Annotated in this window: 16 protein-coding genes; 11 read left to right on the forward strand and 5 right to left on the reverse strand. The window is 40.2% G+C overall.

The window, feature by feature from the left end; genetic code table 11:
• Positions 1-108: 108 nt before the first annotated feature.
• The 7 genes from uvrB (at position 109) to FTV50_RS02855 (ending at position 9701) form a co-directional block, all read left to right on the forward strand.
• Positions 109-2130, forward strand: coding sequence for an excinuclease ABC subunit UvrB (uvrB, locus tag FTV50_RS02825; protein ID WP_180023439.1), 2022 nt, complete (start codon positions 109-111; stop codon positions 2128-2130).
• Positions 2131-2285: 155 nt separating this feature from the next.
• On the forward strand, positions 2286-2882 hold the full coding sequence (locus tag FTV50_RS02830) for a lipocalin family protein (protein WP_180010426.1): 597 nt from the start codon (positions 2286-2288) through the stop codon (positions 2880-2882).
• 127 nt (positions 2883-3009) lie between these two features.
• Entirely contained in the window at positions 3010-3942 is a 933-nt protein-coding gene (gene rarD, locus FTV50_RS02835; RefSeq protein ID WP_078191878.1) for an EamA family transporter RarD, read from the forward strand.
• Positions 3943-4160: 218 nt separating this feature from the next.
• The gene (locus FTV50_RS02840) at positions 4161-5837 is read left to right on the forward strand and encodes a hypothetical protein (protein ID WP_180023440.1); all 1677 of its coding nucleotides are present in this window, start codon (positions 4161-4163) and stop codon (positions 5835-5837) included.
• 712 nt (positions 5838-6549) lie between these two features.
• Positions 6550-8007 (forward strand): glyceraldehyde-3-phosphate dehydrogenase, encoded by a 1458-nt coding sequence (locus FTV50_RS02845; RefSeq protein ID WP_180023441.1) that lies wholly within the window; start codon positions 6550-6552, stop codon positions 8005-8007.
• Between the two features lie 308 nt (positions 8008-8315).
• On the forward strand, positions 8316-9017 hold the full coding sequence (locus FTV50_RS02850) for an MFS transporter (RefSeq protein WP_143221649.1): 702 nt from the start codon (positions 8316-8318) through the stop codon (positions 9015-9017).
• A gap of 3 nt (positions 9018-9020) precedes the next feature.
• Positions 9021-9701 carry a hypothetical protein gene (locus tag FTV50_RS02855; RefSeq protein WP_078190209.1) on the forward strand — a complete coding sequence of 227 codons (681 nt, stop codon included), beginning with the start codon at positions 9021-9023 and terminating at the stop codon, positions 9699-9701.
• A gap of 57 nt (positions 9702-9758) precedes the next feature.
• Here FTV50_RS02855 and FTV50_RS02860 read toward each other — a convergent pair whose 3' ends face one another.
• Positions 9759-10613: an SDR family oxidoreductase gene (locus tag FTV50_RS02860; RefSeq protein WP_078191874.1), complete on the reverse strand. Its 855-nt coding sequence runs from the start codon at positions 10611-10613 to the stop codon at positions 9759-9761.
• Between the two features lie 115 nt (positions 10614-10728).
• Between FTV50_RS02860 and FTV50_RS02865 the strand changes: the two genes are divergently transcribed.
• From FTV50_RS02865 to FTV50_RS02880, 4 genes are all read left to right on the forward strand, one after another.
• Complete coding sequence (locus FTV50_RS02865; protein ID WP_078191873.1) at positions 10729-11103, forward strand: helix-turn-helix domain-containing protein; 375 nt, start codon at positions 10729-10731, stop codon at positions 11101-11103.
• A 213-nt stretch (positions 11104-11316) separates the two neighbouring features.
• The gene (gene cgtA, locus FTV50_RS02870; protein WP_078190204.1) at positions 11317-12531 is read left to right on the forward strand and encodes an Obg family GTPase CgtA; all 1215 of its coding nucleotides are present in this window, start codon (positions 11317-11319) and stop codon (positions 12529-12531) included.
• A 40-nt stretch (positions 12532-12571) separates the two neighbouring features.
• Positions 12572-13705 (forward strand): glutamate 5-kinase, encoded by a 1134-nt coding sequence (gene proB / locus FTV50_RS02875; RefSeq protein WP_078190202.1) that lies wholly within the window; start codon positions 12572-12574, stop codon positions 13703-13705.
• A gap of 90 nt (positions 13706-13795) precedes the next feature.
• Complete coding sequence (locus FTV50_RS02880) at positions 13796-14314, forward strand: GNAT family N-acetyltransferase (RefSeq protein WP_180023442.1); 519 nt, start codon at positions 13796-13798, stop codon at positions 14312-14314.
• Between the two features lie 58 nt (positions 14315-14372).
• Here the strand turns inward: FTV50_RS02880 and arsH are convergent, their stop codons facing one another.
• From arsH to FTV50_RS02900, 4 genes are read right to left on the reverse strand one after another with little or no spacing between them, the layout of a single operon-like run.
• Complete coding sequence (gene arsH / locus FTV50_RS02885; RefSeq protein ID WP_168379190.1) at positions 14373-15077, reverse strand: arsenical resistance protein ArsH; 705 nt, start codon at positions 15075-15077, stop codon at positions 14373-14375.
• A gap of 1 nt (position 15078) precedes the next feature.
• Positions 15079-16119 carry an ACR3 family arsenite efflux transporter gene (gene arsB / locus FTV50_RS02890; RefSeq protein WP_180023443.1) on the reverse strand — a complete coding sequence of 347 codons (1041 nt, stop codon included), beginning with the start codon at positions 16117-16119 and terminating at the stop codon, positions 15079-15081.
• Complete coding sequence (locus FTV50_RS02895; RefSeq protein ID WP_180023444.1) at positions 16119-16592, reverse strand: arsenate reductase ArsC; 474 nt, start codon at positions 16590-16592, stop codon at positions 16119-16121. Before FTV50_RS02895 ends, arsB begins: the two co-directional genes overlap by 1 nt.
• A complete protein-coding gene (locus FTV50_RS02900) occupies positions 16589-16918 on the reverse strand; it encodes a metalloregulator ArsR/SmtB family transcription factor (protein WP_078191857.1) in 330 nt (109 codons plus the stop codon). Before FTV50_RS02900 ends, FTV50_RS02895 begins: the two co-directional genes overlap by 4 nt.
• Positions 16919-16972 lie beyond the last annotated feature (54 nt).

Raw genomic sequence — 16972 nt, forward strand, 5'->3', positions numbered from 1 at the left:
GTTATAAATTTTCAGTCTGTACACGCCTCTGGTATTTACATAAATTTAGCGTTGTTTTGTGCAACTTTGCCCTCATAATAAAGCCATATAAAACTGTTGAAGAAGAGTGTGATGCAGGAACAGCCTTTTGAACTGGTAACACAATATCAGCCGGCAGGTGATCAGCCTCAAGCGATTGAGAAATTGGTGAAGGGGATTGAAAAAGGAATGCATGATCAGTTGCTCTTAGGGGTAACAGGTTCAGGTAAAACCTATACCATGGCAAATGTGATAGCACGCACGCAACGTCCAACGATTATTATGGCGCATAATAAAACTTTGGCTGCGCAGCTTTATGGCGAGTTTAAAGCCTTCTTTCCGCATAATGCCGTGGAATACTTCGTCAGTTATTATGACTATTATCAACCCGAAGCCTATGTTCCATCTTCAGATACTTTTATTGAAAAAGATTCATCGATTAATGATCATATCGACCAAATGCGTCTTTCGGCAACACGGGCATTATTAGAGCGACGTGATGCAATTATCGTAGCGTCAGTTTCAGCTATTTATGGTCTGGGTGATCCCAATGCTTATATGAGTATGCTTCTGCATATCGTGGAAGGAGACCGTATTAGCCGTGATGATATCATTCGTCGTTTGGTGGAAATGCAATACACCCGAAATGAACTCGAATTTTTACGGGGCACATACCGTATTCGTGGTGAAATTATTGATATTTTTCCTGCTGAATCTGATCAAAATGCCATTCGAATAGAGTTATTTGATGATGAAGTTGATTCAGTTCGATGGTTTGATCCATTGACGGGCAGAATGGTCCGTAAAGTGCCACGGATTACGATTTACCCAAAAAGCCATTATGTAACACCTAAAGATAATTTACAGCGTGCAATTGGAACGATTCGTGAAGAACTCGCAGAACGACTAGGATTCTTTCGTGCAAATGATAAATTACTCGAAGCACAGCGTATCGAACAACGTACACGTTATGATTTAGAGATGATGCAGCAGCTTGGCTATACCAACGGTATTGAAAACTATTCACGCCACTTGTCTGGCCGTCCTTCTGGTGAAGCACCTCCGACTTTGTTTGATTATGTACCTGACGATGCCTTATTAATCATTGATGAATCGCACGTTACCGTTCCGCAAATTGGGGCTATGTATAAAGGTGACCGTTCACGTAAAGAAAATTTGGTCAATTACGGTTTTCGTTTACCAAGTGCGCTTGATAACCGCCCAATGAAATTTGAAGAATGGGAGCGGATTATTCCTTCGACCATTTATGTCAGTGCAACGCCTGCACATTATGAAATGGAAAAGTCTGAACAAGTCGTTGAGCAAGTGGTTCGACCCACAGGTTTGGTTGATCCTGAAATTGAAATTCGTCCAGTGTTAACGCAAGTGGATGATGTATTGTCAGAAATTAATAATCGAAAAAACTTAAATGAGCGTGTATTGGTTACGACATTAACCAAACGTATGGCAGAAGATTTAACTTCATATTTGAAAGAATATGGCATTAAAGTCGCTTATTTACATTCAGATATTGACACTGTTGAGCGCACTAAAATTATCCATGAATTGCGTTCGGGTGTATACGATGCAATTGTTGGGATTAACTTGCTGCGTGAAGGCTTAGATATGCCAGAGGTGTCTCTAGTCGCCATTTTAGATGCAGACAAAGAGGGGTTCTTACGTTCTGAGCGTTCTTTGATTCAAACCATTGGTCGTGCAGCGCGTAACTTAAACGGTAAAGCGATTTTATATGCAGATCGTATGACTGACTCAATGCAAAAAGCCATTGATGAAACGGATCGGCGTCGTAATTTACAAATCGCCTTTAATCTTGAACATGGCATTACACCACGTAGTGCTGTACGCCAAAACGTTAATGATATTGATACTGGTGAACTGCTGACAGATGATGAAATCGATGCAAAAATTTCAGATCAGGCCAAGGCATTAACTGCAGATGAACGTCATTTGATGTCGGATCCAAAACTTCTGGCAAAACATATGAATAAGTTGGAAAAAGAAATGCTAAAAGCGTCTAAGGAATTACAGTTTGAACAAGCCGCTCGATTACGCGATGAAATCTTGCGTTTAAAAGCACAGATGATTTCATAATTTTGTTAGACAAGATGCGGAATATTGTTTGAATGACATACATAATTCAGACAAGAAAATGATTTTTAGAGCAATTTTTTCCGCTAGAGTAAAAACACGAGAGAAAGAATTACTTAATTTTCATCGAATGTTTTGCATCGAAATGAGGCATAAAAATGACAACAACGAATCTTCCGAAAGCTGGTTTTAAACTCGCAAAAATTGCACTTGGTGCAGCAGTGTTAATTGGTTTGGGTGCAGCCACAATGGCCTATGCACAGACGAAACCGTTACAGACTGTGGAAAAAGTCGAGCTCGATCGTTATTTAGGTATGTGGTATGAAGTAGCTCGTAAGCCTATGGTTTTTCAAAAAAGCTGTGACCGTGATGTGACTGCGGTTTACACGCTAAATGAAAATGGCAACATTAATGTAAATAATCGCTGTGTATCTAAAGATGGTACCAAGAAGCAATCAATAGGCGAGGCATTTGTACAAAATGCACCGTTTAACTCGAAATTAAAAGTTAGTTTCTTACCAGAAGCAATTCGTTGGTTGCCTGTGGGGCGTGGTGATTATTGGGTACTCAAAGCCGATGAAGACTATCAAACAGTTTTGGTGGGTGAGCCACGTCGTAAATATATGTGGGTGCTTTCTCGTTCGGCTCATCCAGATCAGGAAGTGATTCAGGAATATCTAAATTATGCGCAATCTGTTGGTTATGATTTATCAGATATTATTCATACCAAGCAGACAGTGAAACCTAAAACCTAAATAATTGAACAAATGCTAAAAAACCATGCCTGTGCATGGTTTTTTATTTGCTAGAATGTCCAGGCGAGAAGCTTGATTCATCAAGCAAAATATCAAGATTATGTAGTCATTTGGACTGGAGTGAAAGATGTATAAAGGCGTTGCATTGTCTGTATTGGCATCGGTCACTTTCGGTATTTTGTATTTCTTTACCATCTTTTTAAAACCTCTAGATAGCGAGCAAACTTTTGCATGGCGCATGTTGGCGACCTTGCCATTTTTAACCTTATTTATGTGGTGGATGAAAGATTTAAACAAAGTCAGTGAAATTTTTTGGCGTGTGGTCAAGCAACCGATCTTTCTCATTTGGTTAATCATTAGTTCATTTTTATGTACTACACAGCTTTGGTTGTTTTTGTGGGGACCAATTAATGGCCGAGGGCTAGAAGTATCTTTAGGGTATTTTCTATTGCCCTTAGTAATGGTTCTGGTTGGATGTGTACTGTATAAAGAAAAGCTGTCTAAATGGCAGATGGCTGCCGTGGCATTGGCAATTTTAGGGGTCGGCCACGAAATTTGGCGTATTGGCAGTATCGCGTGGGAAACTGTCTATGTCGCTGTGGCTTATCCGATTTATTTCTTTTTACGTCGTACCTTTAAAACCGATCATTTGGGTGGTTTTTGGTGGGATCTTTGCTTAATTTTGCCTGTAGCCTTTTATTTAGGATTTATTCATAGCGATAGTTTAGCGCTGATGTCGTTATTCCCGTATCTGATTTTGGCGGTTTTAGGACTGGGTTTTCTGAGTGCGCTTGGCTTAGGTAGCTATATGTTGGCGAGTCGTTATTTGCCATTTGTGATTTTTGGTTTGTTGAGTTATTTAGAACCCGTGTTGTTAGCTTTTGCATCCATCGCATTGGGGGAGCGAGTAGAAGCCGAAGAATGGCTGACCTATATTCCAATTTGGGGTGCGGTATTGTTATTGGTGATAGAAGGTGTTTTGCATCTGTTTAAACAAAAGCAAAATGAACGTGCGCTAGCAAAAAATGTAAAAGCGTTAAATGATCGAATCGATTCTTAGACTGAAAATGCTGGTACGATAAATTGATCAGTTTACAATTAATGCTTGCTGTTTTTTAGTAAAATCTTAAACTTAGAAAACTACAACAAGACATGATTCAATTTATTGTTTAGGAAGAACAGCATTGAATGATGGTGTACAAAAATATTTATTTTAGATAAAAATAAACTGAAATCGATAAAAGATTGATTAAAGAACCAAGATACAGGAAGCAGTCAGTGGTTGTCCCATTTCATCTAAGTGCAAAACTTTTACAGCTAGAGCCTGTGTTGGATCAGCATTGGCAGAGTATCGTGTCTGAAGTGTGCACTGATCTTGATCAATCAAACTTACCGCAGATACAGCAGGTGTTATTGCAAAAAGGTATTCGTTGGGAGTCTTCATCACAGTCGTATCAAAGCGATGTACCGATGAATTTGGGCATGCTGATGAAAGTACTAAAATATGGTGTCATGCGTGAGCATGCACAGTATTTGGCAACACAGCTCGAAGAACTTAGGATATTGACCCAGAGTATTCAAATTGCGCGAAAATTAGAAGAAAACCTACTCTATATCAATAAAATAGATGCAGAAGAAGATTTTGAATTACAGTATGAAAAAAATGTATTACATCAGCATTTCATTTTAAATGCCGCACAAATCATTCGTGAAATGGATTTGATTGCGCCGAGTGATGCACGTCAACTCACCGCTCTGCAAGTTAAAGTTTTCTTGATCGAAATTTTCTTAAAGTCACACGTGTTGGGGCAAGTGTTTGATGCTTCTATCCCGAAATCATCTGAGGTTTGGCAACATCCGATTTTTAAATACTATTTAAAGCGTGAACAAAAAACGCGATATCTACAAATCGTACAAACATCTGAGTTTATTTATATTTTGTCGCCTGATTTAGATTGGACGACGCAGTATTCAGCAATGCGGTTTTTATCTACAAAGCATAATGATGCCTTAGCAGACGAAATTTTTGATGGGGTGGCCATAGATTTAAATACTGCTTTAGAAAATCAACAGATCGAACAATTAAAATTTCGAGTCTCAAAGTTGGCATCCATTGCAGGTTTTATACATTTAGATCTGCAAAATTTAATGCAGCAACTTTATACACGGTTAGATAAGCATCTACTTTTAATGCTGCATGTAGAGGATGCTACTCAATTAGCGACGGTTTTACCTGCTTTTGAGCAGCAGTTCAATACATTGATATTGAAGCCCTTACATCAGACTGTTCAAAATCAACTGAGTGAGCAGATACAGCATGACTTTGTATTTTTCCATAGCATGCAAATATCTCAGAAGCTCATCACGAGTCTAAACGTCTTGAGTAGTTGCCCTAAGTTTGAGGCAAGTTTTGAGTTGAAACGGCTGCGACTTCAACTACAGGCCTGGCAGGTGCTTTTGTTGAAACGGCGTACGCACATTTTTCATGTTCAAAACGAAGATGATTGGGAGTTACATCATCAGCAGTCACAACAAATTCATACGGCGTTGAAAGCGCTCTTGCAGCCGAACGAGGATCAACAGAAGATCTTTGCTAAAGACGTAATTGTAGAAAATACGGGTGCCCATGGCGCGCATGTTGGATTTTCCAAACGCATGACGAAAACAGGGGAGTATGAAAGCCTTGAAGCAGATACTTTAAAAGCGCAACAGCAAAAAAAGCGCCAGACTTATATGCAGGTTTTAATGTTGCTAAAGGAACATGCGTCACAGCTCGTCAATCTCGATTTTGAGCCATGTGAAAATGCCTTAAAGGTGCAGTCTTTTAGTGATCGGAGATATTTTGCGATTAGTACTGGAGAGAATGGTTTAAATGCACTACCGAAAATATTAGAGCTGAGTGTAAATTTCTTTGATTTTAATTTGGAAAAGTTTGCTGAGAATCTGAAAAATTAACAGAATTTTAAATATTGATCTGACTTTAAAACTAATGTTAGGCAGTAACATTAGAGGCGTAATTTGATCCAAATAAAAGAACGATACGCGGTAATGTTATCCGCAATTGTCTAAGACAAGGTTACTACTAATAAAAAATGTTTTTGCGATACTTTGAATAAATTGACGGTAGTGAACGAGTTTTGCGGTGAGGAGCATTGCTCCGCAAGATGGTTTCCTTGCGAAGCTTCGCTTCTCATTTTGCCAAATGAGAAACAACGTTTCATAAGAGTACCTCCAGCTGAAGGCTAAACCCTTTATTCAAACCTCAGGTGTAAGACTCCGTCGAATATTCTTAAAAATCATTTAAAAATGTGAAATTATTATTACGAGCTTAGCATCAGTAAAAATACTATAAATTGAGCAAAATAAAAAAACAGCACAATTTGAAAAATATAAATATTCGTTCATCTTTGAGCTAAATCTGCTGAGATCTGGTTGATAAAACTACATTTGAAATTTTGTGACAAAAATCTGCGAAAAAGCCGGTTTTTCAACTTTCGGCTATAAAATCATAATACTAATCATGATTATTTTGAAAACTTATAGTGAATATATAACAAAATAACCTTGTCGAAATCTGCTTTTAGATTCATTAATTTTCAGTTTTCCATTACAATTGTGGGGTTTTGAAATTTATGCTTAGATTTACAATTAATTAGAGGACGTATCTGTGAGCAAAGACACTATCGTTGCCCTACATGCAGAGCACCAAGGTCGCTGGAAAAACCGTGAAGAAATCGCGGAACGTATGATTGCCCTAGTGGGTCAGTTATATCGTGAAAAAAACATCGTAGCTACAGTATACGGTCGTTCTTTAATTAACCGTTCGGTTATCCAAATTCTTAAAGCGCATCGTCGTACTCGCGTACTTGACGTTGAACTTTCAGTTGTGAACACTTTCCCAATTCTTGAAGCTTTGGCGAAAATCGAAAACATCGGTACTGCTGAAATTGATCTTGGCAAACTTGCTGTTGAGTTCAAAGAAAAAGGCGGTGATGTTGACGCATTCGTTGCTGACGCTGTGAAATCACTTGAAGGCAATGCAACTAACGTTGAAAACCGTGATGTTGTACTTTACGGTTTCGGTCGTATCGGTCGTATCCTTGCACGTTTGATGATCAGTCAATCTGGTCTAGGTCGTGGCCTTAACCTTAAAGCAATCGTTGTTCGTAAATCATCTGACGGTGACTTAGAAAAACGTGCGTCTTTGTTACGTCGTGACTCTATTCATGGTCCATTCGCAGGTACAATTTCTGTTGATGAAGAAAACGAAGCAATCATTGCTAACGGTAACTTCATCAAAGTGATCTATGCGTCTAACCCATCTGAAGTTGATTACACTGCTTACGGTATTAACAATGCACTTGTAATCGATAATACAGGTAAATGGCGTGATTCTGAAGGTCTTGCACAGCACCTTAAATGTCCAGGTGCTGCACGCGTAATTCTAACTGCACCTGGTAAAGGTGATATGAAGAACGTTGTATACGGTGTGAACCAAGCTGACATCCTTGATGAAGATACCATCATCTCTGCTGCAAGCTGTACAACAAACGCGATTACACCAACACTTAAAGTGTTAAATGACAAGTACACAGTGATCAATGGTCACGTTGAAACAGTTCACTCGTTCACAAACGACCAAAACTTGATCGACAACTACCATAAAGCTGACCGTCGTGGTCGTGCTGCTACTTTAAACATGGTAATCACTGAAACTGGTGCTGCTAAAGCTGTTGCTAAAGCACTTCCTGCTCTTCAAGGTAAATTGACTGGTAACTCAGTACGTGTACCTACTCCAAACGTATCTCTTGCAATTTTGAACCTTACTTTGGGTCAAGATGTTGACCGTGAAGAAGTGAATGAATACATTCGCCAAATTTCAATCAACTCTAACCTTCAAGGTCAAATCGGTTATACAAACTCAACTGAAGTTGTATCGTCTGACTTTATCGGTTCACGTACTGTTGGTGTGTTTGACGCTCAAGCGACAATCGCTTCTGGTAACCGTTTAACTGCTTATGTTTGGTACGATAACGAAGTGGGTTATAGCTGCCAAGTATTGCGTATTGCTGAGCAAATGGGCGGCGTAAGCTATCCAAAAGTTCCTGCTGAAACTAATGCTTAATTAGTTCACGCTGTAAAAAAAGGGCCTCATTTGAGGCTCTTTTTTTATCTAAAGAGTATGGGTTAAAAACTTAAGGCATAGATGACGAATGGATTGATCAAAAACATCAAAAGTTCTTGTTTTTTCTGCCACTGTTAGATGAGTGTGAGTCATTTATAATGAAAAGCTGACTAAAATGTTCAAGTTTTAAGTTAATGAAATTATTAAAGAATTAAATACAAAAAATTGCAAACTGGTTTGTATAATGTGTTCAAAATGAGACTGTAAAAAATAAAAAGCAAAAGGAATTTAGTTTGCAAGCAAAGCACATGCTCAGTGGATTGGCATTTATTGTGTTTGCTGCGCTCTGTGGTGTACTTATCGCCATTTGGGTGTTTAAGCACTTTAATATTTATATCCCGCTAGAAAATCAGAACGTCAATATTGACCTGCAAGAGCCGTTACAAGCCGAAGTCAAAATTCATGATGCCTTGGATGTGGACGTGACAGGGCGGGTGAATGCTGAAATTCCGATACATGAAAATTTAAATATTCCCTTAACTCAAACGCTGACGCCACGGGTGTATTTTGATAATCAAGTCCCAATCAAGACCACGATTCCAGTACGTGAAACTTTGAAAGTGAATCAAAACCTTCCTGTGAATACCAAAGTGAAAGTTAAAGTCATGGGGCAGGATGTGACTTTGCCGCTCAAAGGTGATATCCCGATACAATTGGATATTCCAGTAAATATGAATGTGCCTTTGGAGCAAAAAGTACATTTAAAATTTGATGCGCCAGTCAAAACCGTGCTGAAAGAAAACCTACATATTCCACTAAATGCAAATTTAAAAACCAACATTCCTATTGAAGGTAATTTAAATGTTCCAATTAAGACGGCATTAAAAGCGACAGTGGATGTGCAAAATACGTTGCCGGTTCAAATTAAAAAGGGTGAATTGGTAATTCCACTAAAAACAATGCGACTCAACAGAGAGCATGCCAAAACTGAAGCGAAAGCTCAGGAGTAAGCCATGTGGATATTTCAATCGGCGAAGCGCATCATTTTGAGTTTTATCGCAGTTGCGTTATTGGTTGCGGTACTATTTTGGTTGTATTTAAATATTTATGCGTCGATGCAAGTACGTGCAAAAAATGCTGATATTCAATTGTCGCATTCACTACCCACCAAAATTTCCGTTGGTAATTATTTGCAAACGCAGTCTATTGGGACTCTGGATACGCAGATTGCTTTAGATCGGAAGCTGCAACTACCCTTAAAGGGAAAATATCTGGCAGATTTGCAGTTTAGTGTAGAGGTTCCGATCTCAGTGGATATTGATTATTCCACCAATATTCAAATTAACCAGACGATGCCGCTTGAGGCGACCACAGATTTGGTGATTAAAAATAAACTCGTGCCGAAATTTCCCTTAAAAATGGACATTCCTGTCAAGTTAGATGTGCCTTTTCATTTGAAAAGAACCTATAACATTCCTATTCGAATTAATTTTAATGGTCCTGTGTATTTTGAGTTTAATGAAAAAGTCGATTTGCATGTGGTACATCAGTTTGCACCACAGCTAAAACTCAATGACCCGATGACCATGCGAAAAATCGCAACCTTTAATGCCACGATGTACAACGCAGAGCGTAATACCAAGGCAAATTTAGATATGAATATGGATTTGCCGATAAAAAATGTACATCCATAAGCATGATTCAACTCAAAAAAAGCCCGAATCAATTCGGGCTTTTTTGTGGGTTCAATCTTATTTTAAAGCAGCTTCAACAGCACTACGTAGAGAAGTAGTTGGGTGACCGAGTAACTGTTCCAAGTCCTTACGATCACTTTGCATCGCACCGCCAATGCTATTGATATCGGCATCGACGATAACATCTACAAGACCAGCAGGTAAGCCAGCTTGTAATAGACCTTGCGTATAGTCTTCTGCTGTAAGATTTTGATAGTGAACATTTTGACCTGAAACTTGCTGTAGGGTTTCAGCAAGCTGTGCCAAGGTGAAACTGTCTGAGCTTGCAAGTTCATAGGTTTTATTTTCATGACCAGAGCTTGTAAGTACTTTTGCAGCAGCTTCAGCATAGTTAGCACGGGTCGCTGCATTAATTTTCCCATCCTTTGCTGCACCAAATAAGGTACCTGTTTCCACCACATGTCCTGCAGCAGCAAGATAGTTTTCGACATACCAGTTATTTCGTAAGAAGGTATAGGTTAAACCACTAGCTTGAATCAGACTTTCTGTTTCACGATGTTCTTGAGATAAACCCAATGGCGATGTATCAGCACGTAACAGGCTGGTATAAGCAAGATATGGAACTTTCGCTTCTACTGCAGCATCAATTACGGCTTTGTGTTGTGGAGTACGCCGACCAATTTCATTGGCAGAAATGAGTAATAATTTATCGACACCTTGTAGTGCAGGAACCAGTGTATCTGGTTGATCATAGTCAAAATGACGAAGTTCGATGCCTTGAGCTTGTAGAGATGCTGCTTTTTCTGTTGAGCGAACTAAAGCGATGATGTTTTCGGCCGCGGTTTCTTTCAATAAAAATTGAAGGACCAATTGGCCTAGTTGACCTGTTGCACCTGTAATTGCGATTTTCATATTTAAACCCTCTGATTGTTGAATAAATGATCTTGATGGTTGAATCTTAATCTGTTAACTTACTAAATGTAAGTACGTACCAAAAAGTAAGTTAGTGACTTTGAGGAAAGATTTAATGAACACATACGCTACAAGTAAATTATTAGGTCAAGTTTTATCCACAGATTGTCCATCTCGAGAAATATTGGAACATCTCACCAATAAATGGTCAGTATTAGTTTTACGTTGTTTGACTGAAGGGGTACACCGTTTTAGTGAACTTAAGCAGCGTATCGAAGGGGTAAGCGAAAAGATGCTGGCTCAAACGCTGAAAATGCTCGAGCAAGATGGTTTTATCTTAAGGACAGTCTATCCAGTCGTGCCACCCAAAGTTGAATATCAACTGACTTTAATGGGCTCGCAGGCTGCAGAAAAGTTAATGCATCTGATTGGTTGGGTTGAACGAACCTTGCCTGAAATTATTGAAGCCAAGGAAAATGCACGTAAATAGCTTTCAGAAATGGGGAGTGAAATTCGTTTGCCATTTATCAAAGGTATTTTGATGATGAGCTAAAGATTTTCGAGCGAGGTGCGGATTTTCCTAAAAATTTGCATCAGCACCAAGATGAATGAAATTTATAGTATTGCTGAATAATATTGTTCGAGAAATTCTTTAAAATATGGCAGAATAAGCGGTTTTAAAGTTTTTAGAGGATTGGCAAACATGCGCTTTGTTGATGAAGCAGTCATTACCGTAGAGGCTGGCGACGGTGGCAATGGCGTAGCCAGTTTTCGCCGTGAAAAATTCGTACCATTTGGTGGTCCAGATGGTGGTGATGGTGGTCGTGGCGGTAACGTATACGTTCAAGCCGACAACGACACAAGTACCCTAGTAGATTATCGTTATACACGTAAATTCCGTGCAGAACGTGCTAAAAATGGTCGTGGAGCGAACTGCTCAGGCCGTGGCGGTGAAGATACCGTATTGCTCGTTCCAGTGGGCACAACAATTGTAGATACAGAATCTGGCGATATCATCGGCGACTTAGTGGCTGACGGTCAGCGTGTGTTAGTGGCAGCAGGTGGTGAAGGTGGTTTGGGTAATACTCACTTCAAATCTTCAACCAACCGTTCTCCACGTAAATGTACACACGGCTCAAAAGGCGAATATCGTGAAATTCGTCTTGAATTAAAAGTACTCGCAGACGTTGGTTTGTTGGGTATGCCAAATGCGGGTAAATCAACCTTTATCCGTGCAGTTTCAGCAGCGAAACCAAAAGTTGCAGATTATCCATTTACCACTATGGTGCCAAACCTAGGTGTGGTTGATGCCGATAGTCACCGTTCATTTGTAATGGCGGATATTCCGGGTCTAATCGAAGGGGCTGCAGAAGGTGCAGGTCTAGGTATTCGATTCCTGAAACACTTGGCACGTACACGTATTTTATTACACATCGTAGATGTTCAACCGATTGATGGTTCTGACCCTGCGTACAATGCAAAAGCAATTTTGGAAGAGTTGAAAAAATTCTCCCCAACACTTTCAAAATTACCTGTTGTATTGGTACTCAATAAAGTAGACCAATTGGCGGCTGAAACGCGTGATGAATGGTGTGATCACATTCTCGAAGAGTTGCAGTGGAAAGGCCCTGTATTCAAAACTTCAGGTTTAACGTTTGAAGGTACTAAAGACGTTGTGTACTACCTGATGGATCAAATTGAAGAACAGCGCGAACGCGAAACTGAAGATCCTGAATATGCTGCAGAAGTTAAAGCGTTCCGTGATCAGCTTGAAGCTGAAACACGTGAGCAAACGCTTGCTGCGAAAGAAGCATATCGTGAAATGCGTCGTCAACAACGTCTGGCAGGTCAAGGTGAAGACTTTGATGATGAATTTGAAGACGGTGATGATGAGGCAGAATCGTACTACGTACGTTAATTGCTGAATAAGTGTCAAAGCAAACAAGTCTGAGGACAAGATGATAGAAGTGGTAGATGGGCAACGTCAGCTCAAGGGTTGTAAACGTATCGTTGTTAAAATCGGATCATCACTACTCACAGCAAACGGAAAAGGGTTAGATCTGGATGCAATCTCGCATTGGGCGGGACAAATTGCAGAACTACACAATGCAGGACACGAGATCATTCTTGTGTCTTCCGGTGCTGTGGCTGAAGGGATGGTTCGTATGAATTTGGACAACCGACCCACAGATCTACCTAGTCTACAGGCTTGTGCTGCCATTGGTCAGATGGGCTTAATTCATACTTGGTCTAGCGTATTAGAACAACGTTCGATTCGCACAGCACAAGTTTTGTTAACGCATGATGACTTGGCAGACCGTCGTCGTTATTTGAACTCATGTGATGCGTTGCAACACTTGATAGACTGGCGTGTGATTCCTGTGATCAATGAAAATGACACAGTGTCGACTGACGAAATCCGCTTTGGTGATAACGATACTTTAGCTGCGATGGTGGCTGGACAGGTTCATGCAGACCTCTTGGTGATTCTAACTGACCAAGAAGGCATGTTCGACTCTGACCCTCGTTCCAATCCAGATGCAAAACTGTTCCATACAGTACGTGCAATGGATGAATCATTATTCGATATGGCTGGCGGCGGCGGTAAATTCGGTCGTGGCGGTATGTTAACCAAAGTTCGTGCGGCACGTTTAGCAGCCAAGTCTGGTTGTCCAACAGTCATTGCGAGCGGTGATAGCGATAATGTGCTTTCACGTGTGATGGCAGGTGAATTACTCGGTACCTTATTCATTACGGACAATGATCGTGTGACAGCCCATCAACAATGGTTAGCTGCACATTTACAAACAGCTGGTCGTTTAGTAATTGATGATGGCGCAGTCAAAGCCATTCGTGATAATCACCGCAGTTTATTACCTGTCGGTGTGAAAGCGGTTGAAGGGCATTTCGAACGTGGTGATGTGGTGGAATGTGTTGATACACAAGGTCATCGTGTTGCTGTTGGCCGTGTAAACTTCAGTTCACGCTCGGCAGAAATCGTTAAAGGTTTAGCCTCAGATAAAGTTCATCAAGTTTTAGGGGAAGCCCGATCACTTGAAATGATCCATCGTAATCATATGTCGATTTACTAAATTGAAAATCAAAATCCTGCTTCCGAGCGGGATTTTTTATGGCATGCCATTTGAATATAACGATAAAAATAGAAATAAGAGGAAAAGAAGATGAGCGAAATTCAATATTTAAACATTCAAGATCTAAAAGATGAGCAGGCTCAACTGTGTGAATTATTGGCCCAATGTGTGCAAGATGGTGCATCACTGGGTTTTTTAACTAAAGAATCTAAGTCGCACTATGATGAATATTGGTCTGCTGTGGCAAAGGATATTCAAAAGCATAAAACCTTTTTGTGGGTGGCGCTGCAAAGCGGTGAAGTTGTGGGCACAGTACAATTGGTTCGTGCCACCAAAGCCAATGCGTTGCGTCGTACTGAGATTGAAAAACTTATGGTGCATCCAAAGGTACGTCAGCAAGGCATTGCTCACCAACTATTCACACTTGCAGAAGATAAAGCAAAACACTTGAACTTGAAATTACTTGTACTTGATACGCGTACAGGCGATGTCTCTGAAAAGCTATATGAAAAATTTAGCTTTATAAAAGCTGGGATCATTCCGCAATTTGCATTGAGCCATACAGGTACAATAGATTCAACGACATTATTTTATAAATTATTAGTTTAAGTTGAAACGGATGGATATTTTAGACCAAAACTCCTGCACAGATGCAGGAGTTTTTTCATTAAAGGTTCTTTTGATTAACTCGTTTAGAGAGTTCTTCCGCACTTTCAACTCGTTCAGAATAGCGATCTGTGAGGTAGGCAGATTGACCACGTGTGAGTAGGGTAAATTTATATAATTCCTCCATCACATCGACAATGCGAGTGTAATAGGAGGAAGGTTTCATGCGATCATTTTCATCAAACTCTAAAAATGCTTTTGCAACGGAAGATTGATTTGGAATCGTGATCATCCGCATCCAACGCCCAAGGATGCGCATTTGGTTAACAGCATTAAAAGATTGCGAACCACCACTGACTTGCATTAACGCCAGCGTTTTACCTTGAGTAGCACGAATGGCACCTGACGCTAAAGGAATCCAATCAATTTGTGCTTTCAATATAGAGCTCATCGCACCATGTCGTTCTGGCGAACACCAAACCATGCCTTCTGACCATGTAAGCAATTCATGTAATTCCTGAACTTTGGGATGTGAAGTTTCAGCATCTTCAGGCAGTGGAAGACCTTTAGGATGAAAAATTTTGACTTCTGCACCAAAATGTTCAAGGATTCGACCCGCCTCCAATACCGTTAGGCGGCTAAATGAGCGTTCACGGTTAGAGCCATATAGCAGCAGAATGCGTGGCGGATGTTCAAGTGCTTTAGCTTGAACTTGTTCAAAACGCGGTGTTTCAAGTAAATCTAGTTGAATATTGGGGAGCTTCATTTTAGTTCTCTTTATACCATTTGCGTTTTAGCCAGAGCGATACACTCACTAATGCAATAAGCACAGGCACTTCAACCAATGGGCCAATAATCGTGGTAAATGCAATCGGAGATGCAATGCCAAAGGTGGCGATGGCAACAGCGAGGGCAAGTTCAAAATTATTACCTGCTGCGGTAAAGGATATGGCAGTGGTTTTGGCGTAGTTATTGCCCATCCATTTGCTCATCAAAAAGCTAATGAAAAACATCACCACAAAGTAGATTGTGAGGGGAATGGCAATACGCAGTACATCCATCGGAAGGCTCACGACATCTGCACCTTTGAGGCTAAACATCACCACAATAGTAAAGAGTAATGCGATTAAACTGATGGGGCTGATTTTGGGTATAAATTGATTTTTATACCAATCCAGACCTTTTTGTTTTACCAATATGGCACGCGTCAGGAAACCGAGCAGGAAGGGAATACCTAGATACACCAATACTGCATGTGTGATGGTCCAAAAACTGACTTGGATCACTTGTGCTTCGATACCAAAATAAGGCGGTAAAAAACTCAAAAAGAACCATGCGTAGGTACTAAAAAATGCAATTTGGAAAATACTGTTAAATGCCACTAAAGCCGTAACGTATTGGTTGTCCCCACAAGCGAGATCATTCCAAACCAGAACCATTGCAATACAACGTGCTAAACCAATCAGAATCAAACCGGTCATGTATTCAGGGTAGTGTTGTAAAAACACGATAGCCAAAATAAACATCAGGCAAGGCGCAATTAACCAATTTTGAACCAGTGATAGGTATAAGGTACGTTTATCTTTAAACACTTCAGGCAGCGCTTTGTAATCCACTTTAGCCAAAGGCGGATACATCATGAGGATTAAACCAATGGCAATCGCAATATTGACATCACCGATATTGAGTTGATTTAAAGCTCTTGAAGTACTTGGAACATACACGCCAATCGCAATGCCTAGCCCCATTGCGATAAAAATCCATAGCGTTAGATTGCGGTCTAGAAATGACAGTTTTGCAGCAGCCATTATTGGATCTCTGAAATATTTTGGATTTCTTGGTTGAGTTCTTCGCGACTTAATTGCGTAAAATCGAGCGCAAATAAAGCATCTAAACGGCGGTTAATATGCGCCACGGTATCAAGAAAAGCTGCAAGTTTTATGTCATCTGCAAGCTCTAAATGGGAGGGATCTTCTAAGCCCCAATGGGCTTTGATGGCAGAGCCTAAGTAAATTGGGCAAGCTTCTTGAGCTGCAGAACCACAGACAGTAATTACCACATCGGGTTGGTATTGTTCACATGCTGTGATGGTTTTACTCGACAAGCCCTCAGTCGGTAGATTGAGGTTATGTAGGGTTTTTAAGGTAAATGGGTGGACTTGTCCTGAAGGTTTACTGCCTGCGCTATAAGCACGGAAACCTTCAGGGGCACGCTGGTTAAAAAGTACTTCGGATAAAATGCTGCGGCAGCTATTGCCAGTACATAGAAATAAAAAATTCATAGCGTTTCACACAATGTGGTAGTGCCTTTCGGGGAGTTTAAATCGAGGTCTTTAAATCGTTCTTGGTGACGCATGACATCGAGTATTTGTGTACACCAAGTAGGCAGTGCAGGGTGAATGGAGTAATAGACCCATTGACCTTTACGTTGATCACTCAGCACACCTGATGAACGCAGTAATGCCAAATGACGCGAAATTTTAGGTTGGCTCAATTCAAGGGACTCAGTGAGTTCGCAGACGCAGAGTTCACCTTTACAAGCCAACAGCATGATGATGTTCAGACGAGTCTCATCTGCAAGTAATTTGAAAAATTCAGTCTGTTCCATGCTTATCTATATATATGGATTTACATATATTCTTACATATGAATATATGGATGT

Origin of the sequence: Acinetobacter sp. YH1901134 (assembly GCF_013416965.1) — a bacterium.
GTDB classification, from domain to species: Bacteria; Pseudomonadota; Gammaproteobacteria; order Pseudomonadales; family Moraxellaceae; genus Acinetobacter; species Acinetobacter amyesii.

Bases quoted from the DNA above. Each gene is read 5' to 3' on its own strand.
- FTV50_RS02830 (WP_180010426.1), top strand. From the start codon at position 2,286: ATGACAACAACGAATCTTCCGAAAGCTGGTTTTAAACTCGCAAAAATT.
- rarD (WP_078191878.1), top strand. From the start codon at position 3,010: ATGTATAAAGGCGTTGCATTGTCTGTATTGGCATCGGTCACTTTCGGT.
- FTV50_RS02850 (WP_143221649.1), top strand. From the start codon at position 8,316: ATGCTCAGTGGATTGGCATTTATTGTGTTTGCTGCGCTCTGTGGTGTA.
- FTV50_RS02855 (WP_078190209.1), top strand. From the start codon at position 9,021: ATGTGGATATTTCAATCGGCGAAGCGCATCATTTTGAGTTTTATCGCA.
- FTV50_RS02860 (WP_078191874.1), bottom strand. From the start codon at position 10,613: ATGAAAATCGCAATTACAGGTGCAACAGGTCAACTAGGCCAATTGGTC.
- FTV50_RS02865 (WP_078191873.1), top strand. From the start codon at position 10,729: ATGAACACATACGCTACAAGTAAATTATTAGGTCAAGTTTTATCCACA.
- cgtA (WP_078190204.1), top strand. From the start codon at position 11,317: ATGCGCTTTGTTGATGAAGCAGTCATTACCGTAGAGGCTGGCGACGGT.
- proB (WP_078190202.1), top strand. From the start codon at position 12,572: ATGATAGAAGTGGTAGATGGGCAACGTCAGCTCAAGGGTTGTAAACGT.
- FTV50_RS02880 (WP_180023442.1), top strand. From the start codon at position 13,796: ATGAGCGAAATTCAATATTTAAACATTCAAGATCTAAAAGATGAGCAG.
- arsH (WP_168379190.1), bottom strand. From the start codon at position 15,077: ATGAAGCTCCCCAATATTCAACTAGATTTACTTGAAACACCGCGTTTT.
- arsB (WP_180023443.1), bottom strand. From the start codon at position 16,119: ATGGCTGCTGCAAAACTGTCATTTCTAGACCGCAATCTAACGCTATGG.
- FTV50_RS02895 (WP_180023444.1), bottom strand. From the start codon at position 16,592: ATGAATTTTTTATTTCTATGTACTGGCAATAGCTGCCGCAGCATTTTA.
- FTV50_RS02900 (WP_078191857.1), bottom strand. From the start codon at position 16,918: ATGGAACAGACTGAATTTTTCAAATTACTTGCAGATGAGACTCGTCTG.